Origin of the sequence: Rhizobium terrae (genome assembly GCF_003425685.1) — a bacterium.
GTDB classification, from domain to species: Bacteria; Pseudomonadota; Alphaproteobacteria; order Rhizobiales; family Rhizobiaceae; genus Neorhizobium; species Neorhizobium terrae.
Genome location: NZ_QJKM01000004.1, coordinates 117603 through 130496, shown reverse-complemented (window position 1 = coordinate 130496; position 12894 = coordinate 117603). Strand labels below are relative to the sequence as shown.

Sequence of the window (12894 nt, the reverse complement as noted above, 5' to 3'; positions counted from 1 at the left end):
TTCCAGGGATGAAGCGGCGAATGCTCTTCAGCCGATCTTGGCCTTGGTCAGGCGCCAATGGGCGTAGCCGGACTTGAGCTGGTAGCCGAGATCGACATTGGCGGCCCGGACGATCAGGTAGCCGTTGTCGCTGATCGGCAGGAGCGGCATGTCGGTCAGGAACCTGGTCTCGATTTCTTGGATCAGCTTGACGCGCCTATCGAGGTTCGGCTCTTCCATCGCCTTCTTCAACATGTCGTCGATGCCGGGGATCGCGACGCCGTAATGGCTGAAGTTCGGACCGCCGGAACCGTCCGGCTTGACCTCGGCGGCGGCGCTCAACTGCTCGATGATCGCCTGGGTCGGAACCGGCGGATAGGCGGCCGAGCGCTGGAAGATCGTGTTGGTGCCCTTGCCCTGGTCGGCATGGAATGCCGTATGGTCCTTGATGTTGAGCTTCATGTCGATGCCGCCGATGCGCAGCTGTTCCTGGATGATCAGCATCACCGAGGAATAGTCTTCGCGTTGCGAGGTATCGGCGTTGAACGAGAAACCGTTCGGGAAACCTGCCTCGGTCAGAAGCTGCTTCGCCTTCTTCGGATCGTAGTCGTAACGCACCGCAGCCGGGATCGTGTCCTTGGTGAAGCCGCCGAGGAAGGACGGCGGGTTGAGGCCGTAGGTGCGCTGGCTGACGGGCGCCATCGCATTGGCGAGCTGGTCGCGGTCGATGAGGTAGGCGATCGCCTGCCGCACCTTGATGTTGTCGAAGGGCTTGACCGTCAGATTGAACGAGATGGTGAAGAAGCTGCCCGGCGAGGCGACGTCGAAATGCAGGTTGGCATTGCGCTGCTTGATCGACGGAACCCAGCCGGGCGCGCGTACGCCCTCGATCATGTGGACGTCGCCCGAAAGCAGCGCCAGCGTGCGTGCCGTCGTATCGGCGATGTAGCGGACCTGGATGTTCGGGGTGACCGGCGCGCCGCCGAAATAGTCCTTGTTGGCAGTCAGCTTGACGCCCTGCGACGGGTCGGCTTCGATGCTGGCGAGCTGATACGGCCCCGTGCCGATCGGATCCTTTTCGAAGGCGGCGGCGCCCTTTTCCTCCAGCGCCTTGCGGCAAATGATGCTGGACGAATAGTGGCTGAGCGGGCCCATGATGAACAGCGGGTCGGGCTGGCTGAGCGTGAAGACGACGGTGCTCGGCCCGTCCGTCTTGACGTCGGCGATGTTGTCGAACAGGACGCGGTTGCTGCCGAGCGCCTTGTCGTTGCGCAGGCGATCGAACGTGTATTTCACGTCCTCGGCGGAAAACTCGCCGTAACCTTTGTGGAACTTCACGCCCTTGCGGAGCTGGAACGTCCAGGTCTTCGCATCCGGCGACATGGTCCAGCTGGTCGCAAGGCTGGGCTGAACCTCGCTGACGCTGCCCGGAAAATGCCCGAGCGGCACTTCGACCAGCTTGTCATGGATATGGATGATCGCCCATTCGTCCGCGCCCTGGATGGACTTGGCCGGATCGATGGTGCGGACGCCGCGGGCGGCGAAGGCCAGCCGCAACGTATCCGTTGTCTGAGCGAAAGCATTTGGTCCGAAACCGGACGCCAGACTGGCGCCGGCAATAGTTGCAGCCGTACGGCCGATGAACATGCGCCGAGATATTGCCATGCCACTCCTCCTTGGGCAGACCGGCCTGCTCCGCCTCCACGGCACAAGACGGTTGACGAACAACGCAATCCGATGGTAGCGCTGCCATAAACAATACGTCAAGCGCCGGAAGCGATTTTTTGAACCGGGGAGGCCATGACCAAGGAAGTGGATGGTGCGAATGGCGCAAATGGATTGTCTGGCGCAGGACGGATATCATCACGGCCATCGCAAACATGGCCGGGTGGCATCGACGTCGAGAATGGCGCTACCGGGTATCCACTTGACGGAGCTTTGAGATGTCGAAACGACGCACGGACGGGAGACCAACGATAGCCGACGTTGCCACGCGGGCCGGGGTGGGGGCGATCACCGTCTCCAGGGCCCTGCGCGATCCCTCGCTCGTTTCCGATGCGCTGCGGCAGAAGATCTCCACCGCCGTGCGCGAACTCGGTTACGTTCCCAATCTCAACGCGAGAGCCCTGGCGTCCACTCGCAGCGATGTCGTCGGAGTACTCGTTCCCTCGCTGACGCAGCACATCTTCGCCGATGTGCTGCGCGGCATCTATGACGGCATCGGCACGACCAGGCTGCATATCCAGGTCGGCAATACCCGTTACGATCTCGACGAGGAGGACCGGCTTCTGGCGGAGCTTCTCCGGTACAAGCCGGCCGGCCTGATCGTCTCGGGCATCGATCAGAGCCCGGCGGGGCGCCGGATGCTGGAGAAGGCCAATTGCCCGGTCATTCAGATCATGGACCTGAGCGACGATCCAGTGAACAAGATCATCGGTTTTTCGCATCACAACGCCGCCAAGGCGATGACGCAACACCTGATCGAGGCCGGCTATCGCCGGATCGGGTTCCTCAGCGGCTGGATGAACAGCCGCTCGAAGGGACGCCTGTCCGGTTATGCGGAGGCGCTCGATGAGGCCGGGTTCTTCGATCCGGCGCTCACCAATGCAGCCGGTGACCTCGGCGCTTTGGCGCTGCGCGGCAGCTGGGACAAGCACCAGTATTCGACGCCCGCCATGGGACGCGAATTGCTGTCCGAGCTCTGGAGGCGGGCGCCGGACATGGATGCGGTGTTCTGCAACAATGACGTACTGGCGCTCGGCGCGCTGTTCGAATGCCACGCCCGCGGCGTTTCCGTGCCCCGGGATTTCGGCATTGCCGGCTTCAACGACGAGGATTTCATGGAGGCCGCGTCGCCGGCGCTCTCGAGCGTCAGGACGCATCGCTGGAAGGTTGGGCATGACGCCGTGGTGGCGCTGCGCCGGCAGCTCGACGGCGAGCCGGATGACGAGCGGGTGGTCGATGTCGGCTTCGACATCGTCAAGCGTGCCAGCACCGACCGTCGCGGGTTGGGTGCGGGCGAGGGCGTTGTGGAGCTTGTCGCATCGCAACCGGCAGCGATCGGGAGCGGCAGGATGGCATGACCTCAAGCGGACCTGCCGGGGAGGGCGGGGCGGCCAGGGGACGAATAAAGATTTGCCGCGGAGCGATCCGCGGCCCATGGGAGGAGACAAGGCATGGCAAAGGAACCCTGGTACAGGACCGCGAAGCGTTGGGGGCAGACGAACCTCGTCGAGATCGATCCGTCCCGTTACGACGCGGCGTGGTGGCGCGAGCACTGGAGAAAGACGCGCGTCCAGGGGGTCATCGTCAATGCCGGCGGTATCGTCGCCTATTATCCCTCCCGTTTCCCTCTGCATCACCGCGCCCACACGCTTGGTGAGCGCGATCTTTATGGCGAAATCGTCAGGCAAGCCCGTGAGGCAGGTCTGAAGGTCATCGCCCGCATGGATTCGAACCGCGTCGCGGAGGACTTTTATCGTGTCCATCCCGACTGGATCTGCATCGACGCCGCCGGCAAACCTTATCGGCAGGCGGACAAATATGTCACCTGCATCAACTCGCCCTACTACTGGGAATATTTGCCGGAGGTAATGCGCGAGATTATCGGGCACAGCAAGCCGGACGGGTTCGCCGACAATAGCTGGGCCGGCATTCCGCGCAAGAATATCTGCCATTGCCGGCATTGCGCCGAGCAGTTTCGCGCCCATGCCGGCGTCGATCTGCCGACCGGCCACGACTGGTCAGACGAGCGTTACCGTCGCTGGATCCGCTGGAATTACAAGCGCCGCACCGATCTCTGGGAGTTCAACAACTCCGTCACCATGAAGGCCGGCGGCAAGGATTGCCGCTGGATGGGGATGATCAGCGGCGATGTCTTGAACAACAGTAACCGTTTCATCGACCTGAAATCGATCCTGGTGCGCACCGAGATCGTCATGCTCGACCATCAGCGGCGTAATGCCGTCGACGGTTTCGCTGACAATACCGAGGCGGGCAAGCGGCTGCATGAAGTGGGCGGCTGGGAAAAGCTCATTCCGGAAAGCATGCCGCAATACCAGCTCGGCAGCCCCGCCTTCCGGCTTGCCAGCATGCCGGCTGCGGAGGTGCGGCTCTGGTCGTCCTCCGGTTTTGCCGGCGGCATCCAGCCCTGGTGGCACCATATCGGTTCGCTGCACGAGGATCGCCGCCAATATAAGAGCGCCGAACCGATCTTCACTTGGCATGAGGCGAACGAGGATATCCTCGTGAACCGCAGGCCGCTTGCGGATGTCGGCGTGGTCTGGTCGCAGGACAATCACGACTTCCACGGTCAGGACAAGGCGAACGACCGGACAATGAACCCCTATCGCGGGGTGATCCGGGCGCTCGACCAGGCCGGTATCACCTACCTGCCGATCCATGCGGACGATATCACGGCGGCGGTCGGGCGTGTCGGCGTCCTGATCCTGCCGAATGTCGGCGCGCTTTCCGACGATCAGGCGGCGGCCGTAAAGGTTTTCGCGCGGCTGAGCGGTTCTGTCATCGCGACGTCCGAGACCAGTCTCTACGATGCGTCGGGCGACCGGCGGAAGGATTTCGCGCTTGCCGACCTCTTCGGTGTGCACCGAAAAGGCGGATCGCATGGTGGGCAGGATCTCGCCAATGCCGATATCGAGACCAGCGCGCGCCATACCTATGTGCGGCTTTCACCCGAACTGCGCTCCGGCCTTTACGGCCCGGCGGATGCGACCGCCCCGGTGCCCGCCGGTTCGCGCCATCCGCTGTTTGCCGGGCTCGAAAACACCGATACCATTCCGTTTGGCGGTTTCCTGCCGCTCGTGAGTGTCGATGACGACGTGGCGGTGCTGGCGACCTTCGTTCCGGATTTCCCGATCTATCCCCCCGAAACCTCCTGGATGCGCCAGCCGCGCTCCGACCTACCGGCCATCACCGTGCGGGAGCCCGCCTCGGGCGGCAAGCTGATCTGGCTGGTTGGCGATCTCGACCGCTGCTTCGCCCGCGACGAACATCCCGAACATGCGCTGATCATCGCCAATGCGGTGCGTTGGGTGCTGGGCGACAAGAGCCTCGTCGCGATCGAAGGCGGCCATGGCGTCATCAGTTCCACGCTCTACGAGCAGGACGGCCGCTATATCCTGCATCTCAACAATCGCCTCATTACCGCCAAGGTGCCGGGGCGCCAGAGCGAACTGATCCCGATCGGCCCGGTTACGGTCCGGCTCCGGATCGGCACGAAAAAGCCGCCGGGAGGGGTGAGCCTACGTGTCAGCGGAGATAGGGTGGCCGGCAGGATCGAGGGGACGGAACTGGTATTCGAAATTCCCAAGGTCGCGGATCACGAAGTGGCTGTGGTCGAGGTTTCCCCGAAAGCCTGATCATCCAAGGAAGCCGATACGGCTTGCTTCGGCTCGTCTGGTTCGTTCCGGCCCGGATCTCCCAGCCTTCACCTCATGCTACGGCCTCGGACTGAGCCACCGGTTCATCGATCGTCTGGATGGCCTCGTAGGCGGACAGTACGGTTTTCATCTGCGCCGTGTGGCCGGCGACGAAAGCGTCGCCGTAGATCGTCTCGTCAGGATATTCGGTGATCAGCGTCAGCGGCACCGTATGGCGGTCGTCGACGGAGATCAGGCAGGGGAAGCCGTTGATGACGCGAAAACCGGTTTCACCGGCATGGGTCTCGAAGAGCGCGACTTGGCGGTTGTTGTAATGCACGAGACCCGGAATGGCGGCGATGTGGCGGGTGACGCGGTCGATCAGCACTTCCGCCTGTTCGGTCCAGCCGGCATGGTGGCGCATCACGAGGAAGAAGCCCTTCGGCACCGTCCACATGGCGAAACCGCGCGGCACGTAACCGGAGAGGGGCCGCGTCCATTCATGCGAGGGATAACCGTGCAGGTTGACGTGCAGCTTGGCGCCGCTGAGTTTTTCCGCCTCGACCCTGATCGCCTTCTCGTTCAGGTTTGCGCCCGAACGATATTCGAGGTCGTCACCATAGGCCGTGTAGCGGGCCGCATGGTGCATGTGGAACGGATTGTCGGCGCGCAGGCGCCAGTGGATCTGGTAACCGTCCGGATTTTCCAGCGGCGAGATGACGAAATGGGCATTCGGCCGGGCGGCAAGGGTCTTGGCGGCACGCATTGCGCCGACGATGCCGGTCGTCTCGTTGGGATGCTGGCCGCCGCTGATGATGATCGGCTTGTCGCTGCCCTTATGATAACGCGCCTCGACGGCTCGGCCCGAGCGGGCACGGGCTTCGAACGGCACGCCTTCGATCGAGGTTAACTCCTGACGCACCTGACCGGCGGCGATCGGCGAGGTTGCGGTGTCGAGCGCTTGGGTTTCAGCGGTTTGCTCTGAAGTCGTGAAAGCGTGGGTTTCGACGCGCGCCGAGATCGCCTCGCCAAAACGGATTTCCGGCACGATCTGTCCGGGCCTCAGATGCCGGTCGCCGATCGGACGGCCGGATTTCTTCTGGAAGACTTCCAGAAGCGAGAAGTAGAAATCCTCATGCAGTGCCTCACGCAGGCTGACGACTTCTTCGCCGACCGGCAGGCGCTTGTCTTCCGCCGGAAAGGTGACGGCAATGTTCAGTTCTTCGAAATAGGGTTCGGTCGTACCCCATTCGTGGCTGGCAACAGCATTGGCCGCAGAGTGGAAGAGCGCTTCGTAATCCGTTTCCAGCCGTTCGCCGGAGCCGCCATCGATCGAAAGCCAGCCGGTTGGAGAAAGCAAGGTTTCGCCGATGAAATCCGTGTGGACGCGGTTTGGTGCAAAGACCTTATGGGTGCTTTCGGCGCCATCCTTCGTGGTGAGGGTGACGTCGTAGAAAAAGGCATCGTTCCTGCCGGCCTCGAACGTCATTTTGAGGTCGGCGGAAAGACCGGCGATCGGGTAGGCTTCCAGCAGGAAACGGTTCTTCGGGCAGGCCGCATAAACCGGATAAATTACGTGAACAGCGGCAAGGTCGGCGATCTGCACGTCTTCGAGAAAGAAGTGAAGCAAGGGTTTGTAAGCGCTGCGGAATTTCGCCTTGACACCTTTAGTGTCCAGTGCCGCCTCGGCTTGCCTGCGGCTCTTTTCGTCGTCGAAGACCCAGGCTTCGACCTTTTTGGCTTCGCCTGCGGAAAAGCGTGCGACGAGCGCATCCAGCGTGCGCTCGAACTGGCTTTCGAAGATTAGTGTCATGCGGATGTTCTGCCTGTGGGGTCGAGACTGTCGCGAAGCCAGTCGCCGAGGAGATTGAGGCCAAGCACGGTGAGAAGGATGGCAAGACCGGGGAAGACGCTGACCCACCAGGCGGTCTGCAGATAGGTGCGGCCTTCGGCCAGCATGCCGCCCCAGCTGGGAATGGTCGGATCGATGCCGAGACCGAGGAAGGTGAGGCTCGATTCGAGGAGGATGTTGGTGGCGACGTTCAGCGTCATCAACACGATGACCGGGCCGATCAGGTTCGGCAGCAGGTGCTGCACGATGATCCGCCAGTCCTTCACGCCGATGGCGCGGGCGGAGAGGATGAATTCCCGCTCGCGCAGCGTCAGCACCGAGCCCCGCACGAGGCGGGCGTATTGCACCCATTGAGAGACGACGAGCAGGATGATCGTGTTCGCCAGCCCGCCGCCGACGATGGCGATGAAGGTGATGGCGAGCAGGATGAAGGGCATGGCAAGCTGGATATCGGCGAACCGCATCACCAGCATATCCCAGATGCCGCGGTAATACCCGGCAATCAGGCCCATGACGACGCCGACGGTGACGCCGCCGGCGACCGAGACGAAACCGACCAGCAACGAAATCTTCCCGCCGGCCATGACGCGAGCCAGCACGTCGCGGCCCAGCGGATCGGTGCCGAAGATATGCGCCGGCTTGGTGAAGGGCGGCACGAGGCGGGACATCAGGTCGATCTTTTCGGCGCCACCCGGAAAGATCACGCCGGAGAAGATCACGGCAATTCCGATGACGCCGACGAGCAGGGCGCCGAGGACGAATTCGAGCTTCAGGAAATTTGAGGAAGCGCTGCGCGAGGCCATGGTTATCCCTCCGTCCGGATGCGGGGATCGACGAGGCCATAGGCGATATCGACGAGAAGGTTGATGCCGATGATCATCAGCGACAGAACGGTGATGACGGCCTGCAGCACGGGGTAATCGCGCGCGCCGACCGCGTCGAAGGCAAGCGTTCCCATTCCCGGCCAGTTGAAGACGCGCTCGACCACCACGATACCGCCCAGAAGGCCGCCGAATTGCAGGCCGAAATAGGTGATGAGCGGGATCGCGCAGTTTCGAAGCGCATGCTTGTAGAGCACGACGTTTTCGCTCAAGCCCTTGGCGCGGGCGACCATGATGTATTGCGAGCGCAGCGTTTCCAGCATGGTGGTGCGCACGAGGCGGACATTGGTCGCGGTCAGGATGACGCCCATGGTGACGGCCGGCATGATGAAGCTCGCGAACCCATCCATGCCGCTCGGCGGCAGGAGCGGCAGCGCGATCGCAAAGAGCAGGACCAGCATGGTGGCCAGCCAGAAATTCGGGAAGGAGAGGCCGACGAGCGACAGGATGCGGATCATCTGATCGGCCCACTTGCCGCGCGCGGTGGCGGCCTTGATGCCGAGCGGAATGGAGATGACGATCGAGACGAAAAGCGAGGTGAAGGCGAGCGCCAGAGTCGCCGGCAGCGCCTTGCCGATCAGCAGCGAAACGGGCGTGCCACCGAGAAAACTCCGGCCGAAATCAAGGGTTACGATGCCTTTGAGGAAGTTCATGTATTGGACGAAGAACGGCTCGTTGAGGCCAAGCCCTTCGCGGATCTTGACGAGATCTGCCTCGGTGACGCTGCCGGCGCCTTGCGTCAGCATCAGCGCCGGGTCGCCGGTGAGGCGGATCGCGAAAGCGACCGTCAGCGTCACGGCGATTACGACGAATATCGCCTGAGCTAGGCGTTTTATCAGGAATGCGGCCAAGTCTCTCGTTCCTTTGTTTTATGTGAATAGCCGCTTTACTGCGACGTGATCACATGACAGCTCTCACCCTAACCCTCTCCCCGCAGGCGGAGAGAGGGGACTGGGAGGCTGCAGTTTTCGTCCTTCTCCCCGTTTTTGCGGGGAGAAGGTGCCGGCAGGCGGATGAGGGGCAAATCGCCACGTGCGGCGGTCGTTGCCCTCAAGCGAGAGCCCTTGTCCTTAGTCCACCGTGACTTCGGTGAGCTTCAAACGGCTGTCCGGCACCGGCGTAAAATTCTTCACGCGCTTGTTGATACCGAAGATGGCGTTCAAGTTGTAGAGCGGCATTTCGAGCGCCCGGTCGGCGGCGTAATGGGCGATTTCCTGCAGCAGCTTTTCGCGCTGGGCGACATCCGTGACGGTGCGCTGCTTGGCGAGCATCTCATCCATCTTCGGGTCGCTGTCGTAGGGGTTCCACTTTTCCTTGGTCTTGTACATGGAGACAGCGGTGTTGTCGTAGTCGAGCGTCCAGCCGCCCCAGGACTGCTGGAACATCGCGCCCGTCCTGCCATTCGGGATGATGTCGTTCAGCAGGACGTTGGTTTCATACGGCTTGATCGTCGCGGTGATGCCAATCGTCTGCAGATAGGCGGAGATTGCCTGGGCGACTTCGATGAAGGTCGCGTCGTTGCCGCGAAGGTCGATCTGCACGGATGCGCCCGGAGCGACGCCGGCTTCCTTCAAGAGAGCCTGAGCCTTGGCCGGATCATAGGGAAGCGGCTTCATGGCCTTGTCGAAACCGAAGGACAGCGGTCCCTGGAAGCTCGCGATCGGCTGAGCCTGGCCGCCGAGGATGGTCTTGATGATCGCGTCGCGATCGACGCCCATGATCAGCGCCTGGCGGACCTTGACGTCCTTGGTGATGCCGTCGCGGGTGTTGAAGCGGAGCGCATAGACCGTGGGGCCGGGCGAGGTGACGATGGCGAGCTTGGAATTGCCCTGGATCGTCGGGATCATGCCGATCGGAATGGTCGGCGGGATGACGAGATCGACGCGGCCGGCCTGCAGTTCTGCAACGGCGGTCGCCGGTTCGGCGATGAACTTGTATTCGAGATCCGAAATCTTCGGCGCGCCGCCGAAATAATCCGGATTCGCAGCGAGAACGATGTTCACCTTCGGCTCATAGGAGACGAACTTGAAGGCGCCGGTGCCGACCGGATTGGCGTTGAAGAAGGCGTCGCCCTTTTCCTGGATGTATTTCGGCGGAACGATCATGGCGCCGTAGCCGGCAAGCTTGGTGAGGATGACCGGGTCTGCGACTTTCATTTTGAATTCGACAGTGTTGGCGTCAATGATCTCGACGCTGCCGATCGAATTGTAGTTGGACTGCTGCGGGCCCTTGGCGCCTTCCGCACCGAGCAGGCGGTCGAAGGTGAATTTTACCGCTTCGGCGTTGAAGGGCTCGCCATTGTGGAATTTTACGCCGTCGCGCAGCTTGAAGCGGAGGCGCATGCCATTGTCGAGCACGTCCCACGACGTGGCGAGGCCCGGAACCAGCTTCAGGTCCGGACCGCGATAGGTCAGGCCGTCGAAGATGTTGGTGGCGACCGAGGCCCAATTCACCAGGAAGGTGTCGATCGGGTCCCAGCTGCCGGGATCCTGAGGCGAGGATACCGTCAGCTTGCCGGCGGCCATGGCCGAGACCGGCATGAACGCAGCGCTTGCGAGCGCGACGGCGGCAAAAGCCGTCCGCAGACCCCTCTTGATTCTTGTCATTGTCTTGCTCCTGTTTAAAAACTCGAAATGTTCATGCACTTCGTGCGACGAAATGACCGGGTGCGATCTCCTCCCGGGCATAACGCACCGGTTCATTGCCGACGGCCCGGACTGGGCTCGGAATGTCTCCTTCGATGGCCGCGAGCTGTTTTCTCTGGCGCGGATCGGCGATCGGCACGGCGGAGAGCAGGCGGCGCGTATAGTCATGCGATGGCGTCTCGAAGACCTGGCGGCGATAACCAAATTCCATTATCTGGCCGAGATAGAGCACCGCGACCCGATGGCTCATCTTCTCCACCACCGCCATGTCATGGCTGATGAACAGATATGCAAGGCCGCGTTCCTGCTGCAGGTCCATGAAAAGGTTGATGATCTGCGCCTGGATTGACACGTCGAGCGCCGACAGCGCCTCGTCGGCGATGATCAGCTTCGGATTGGAGGCGAGCGCACGGGCGATGCAGATGCGCTGGCGCTGGCCGCCGGAAAATTCGTGCGGGTAGCGGCGGGCATGGGCAGAGGTGAGGCCGACGCGTTCCAGCAGCGCATCGACCGTCGTAGCGATCTCCTTGTCGCTGTGGATAAGGCCGTGAGTGCGGATCGGCTCGGCGATCGAAAATCCGACGGTCTTGCGTGGATCGAGCGAGGCGAACGGGTCTTGGAAGATATATTGCACGTCCTGCCGCAGCCTGTGCCGTTCGGCCGATGTCATGTCCGACAGCGACTTTCCGGCAAAGGAGACATTGCCGGCGGTAGCCTTCTGCAGCTGCTGGATCGTGCGACCGATGGTGGACTTGCCGGAGCCCGATTCGCCGACCAGCGCGAGCGTTTCGCCCGGATGGATATCGAAGCTGACCTTTTCCACGGCATGGACGCGGTGCGTGACCTTGCCGAGGAAGCTTTTCTTGATGTCGAAGCGTACCACGAGATCGCGCACCGAGAGCAGCGGATCGGCGCTGTAGCGGGCGGTATCCTGCACCCGTTCGACACCCGCGAGCCTCGGTTCGCCGTCTTCCAGCACCATCAGCGGCAGGCGCTTCGGAAAATCCTGGCCGGTCATGCTGCCGAGCTTCGGCACGGCGGAAAGCAGCGTGCGGGTATAAGGGTGCGCGGGCTTGTCGAAAATGTCGAGTGCTGCGCCTTTCTCGACCGCCTTGCCTTTCCACATGACGACGACATCGTCGGCCATTTCGGCCACGACGCCCATGTCGTGGGTGATGAAGATGATGGCGGTGCCGAGGTCCTTCTGCAGGTCGCGAAGGATGTTGAGGATCTGCGCCTGGATGGTGACGTCGAGGGCCGTGGTCGGCTCATCGGCGATCAAGAGCTTCGGCTTGCAGGCGAGCGCCATGGCGATCATCACGCGCTGGCGCATGCCGCCGGAAAGCTGGTGCGGATAACGGGTCAGAAGCTCTGCTGCATCGGGCAGGCGCACCATGTCGAGCAGGCGTTTGGCCTCGGCGAGTGCAGCCGTATTCGACTTGCCTTCGTGCAGTTTCAGGATTTCAGCGACCTGATCGCCGATCGTGAAAACCGGATTGAGCGAGGTCATGGGCTCCTGGAAGATCATCGAGATCTCCTTGCCGCGGATGCCGCGCATGGTTTTCTGGTCGAGGCGAAGAAGATCAGCCTCGCCCTTCGACGTACCGAACAGGATGCGGCCTGCCGGGAAATTGGCGCCGAGCATGTCGGCAAGGCGCATGACCGACAGCGATGTGACCGATTTGCCGGAGCCGGATTCGCCGACGATCGCAACCGTCTGGCCAGAGGAAACGGAGAAGCTCAGGTCGTCGATGACGCGCGAAGCGCCGAATTCGACCGAGAGGCCCTCGACTTTGAGAAGAGGTTTGGAAGCAGTTTGCATCATGCGGCAGCTCCTACGCGTTCATAGCGGCATCGGCCGCCCGGTGGAAGACACCAGACAAGAAATGGAGGACGAGAACAGGGTTGCTGCGATCTCCGGACGCCGACGAAGCGCGCGGAACGACTTCCCAACCAAACGAAGAAGGAAAGAAATGACGGCTCGCAGGCATGCCTTTCGGCACCTGCATATTCTTCCGTTCATGGCGGATCCGAATTCCTTTCGGTTCTTCCGTCACTCTCTGATCCCCATCTTAACAAGAATATGTCATCACTTTGTCGACAAAATGTCAACGGTAGGAAATGCCATATGTGTGGCTTCCTACTTCCGCGTCACGTCA

8 protein-coding genes are annotated in these 12894 nt (G+C 61.9%); 2 read left to right on the top strand and 6 right to left on the bottom strand.

The features are described from left to right. Positions 1–27: 27 nt before the first annotated feature. On the bottom strand, positions 28–1644 hold the full coding sequence (locus tag DMO26_RS08535; protein ID WP_117191623.1) for an ABC transporter substrate-binding protein: 1617 nt from the start codon (positions 1642–1644) through the stop codon (positions 28–30). A 278-nt stretch (positions 1645–1922) separates the two neighbouring features. Here DMO26_RS08535 and DMO26_RS08530 point away from each other — a divergent pair, with 278 nt between their 5' ends. Continuing rightward, positions 1923–3062, top strand: coding sequence for a LacI family DNA-binding transcriptional regulator (locus tag DMO26_RS08530; RefSeq protein ID WP_117191622.1), 1140 nt, complete (start codon positions 1923–1925; stop codon positions 3060–3062). A 93-nt stretch (positions 3063–3155) separates the two neighbouring features. Next, on the top strand, positions 3156–5357 hold the full coding sequence (locus DMO26_RS08525; protein ID WP_117191621.1) for an alpha-amylase family protein: 2202 nt from the start codon (positions 3156–3158) through the stop codon (positions 5355–5357). A 73-nt stretch (positions 5358–5430) separates the two neighbouring features. Here DMO26_RS08525 and DMO26_RS08520 read toward each other — a convergent pair whose 3' ends face one another. The 5 genes from DMO26_RS08520 to DMO26_RS08500 form a co-directional block, all read right to left on the bottom strand. Further along, positions 5431–7170 (bottom strand): M14 family metallopeptidase, encoded by a 1740-nt coding sequence (locus tag DMO26_RS08520; protein WP_117191619.1) that lies wholly within the window; start codon positions 7168–7170, stop codon positions 5431–5433. Continuing rightward, positions 7167–8012 (bottom strand): ABC transporter permease, encoded by an 846-nt coding sequence (locus DMO26_RS08515; protein ID WP_117191618.1) that lies wholly within the window; start codon positions 8010–8012, stop codon positions 7167–7169. The genes DMO26_RS08520 and DMO26_RS08515 overlap by 4 nt, the downstream gene beginning before the upstream one ends. 2 nt (positions 8013–8014) lie before the next feature. Continuing rightward, positions 8015–8941 (bottom strand): ABC transporter permease, encoded by a 927-nt coding sequence (locus tag DMO26_RS08510; RefSeq protein WP_117191617.1) that lies wholly within the window; start codon positions 8939–8941, stop codon positions 8015–8017. Between the two features lie 219 nt (positions 8942–9160). Then, a complete protein-coding gene (locus DMO26_RS08505; protein ID WP_117191616.1) occupies positions 9161–10696 on the bottom strand; it encodes an ABC transporter substrate-binding protein in 1536 nt (511 codons plus the stop codon). A gap of 31 nt (positions 10697–10727) precedes the next feature. Continuing rightward, positions 10728–12560 carry an ABC transporter ATP-binding protein gene (locus tag DMO26_RS08500; RefSeq protein ID WP_117191615.1) on the bottom strand — a complete coding sequence of 611 codons (1833 nt, stop codon included), beginning with the start codon at positions 12558–12560 and terminating at the stop codon, positions 10728–10730. Positions 12561–12894 lie beyond the last annotated feature (334 nt).

Bases quoted from the DNA above. Each gene is read 5' to 3' on its own strand.
- DMO26_RS08535 (WP_117191623.1), bottom strand. From the start codon at position 1,644: ATGGCAATATCTCGGCGCATGTTCATCGGCCGTACGGCTGCAACTATT.
- DMO26_RS08530 (WP_117191622.1), top strand. From the start codon at position 1,923: ATGTCGAAACGACGCACGGACGGGAGACCAACGATAGCCGACGTTGCC.
- DMO26_RS08525 (WP_117191621.1), top strand. From the start codon at position 3,156: ATGGCAAAGGAACCCTGGTACAGGACCGCGAAGCGTTGGGGGCAGACG.
- DMO26_RS08520 (WP_117191619.1), bottom strand. From the start codon at position 7,170: ATGACACTAATCTTCGAAAGCCAGTTCGAGCGCACGCTGGATGCGCTC.
- DMO26_RS08515 (WP_117191618.1), bottom strand. From the start codon at position 8,012: ATGGCCTCGCGCAGCGCTTCCTCAAATTTCCTGAAGCTCGAATTCGTC.
- DMO26_RS08505 (WP_117191616.1), bottom strand. From the start codon at position 10,696: ATGACAAGAATCAAGAGGGGTCTGCGGACGGCTTTTGCCGCCGTCGCG.
- DMO26_RS08500 (WP_117191615.1), bottom strand. From the start codon at position 12,560: ATGATGCAAACTGCTTCCAAACCTCTTCTCAAAGTCGAGGGCCTCTCG.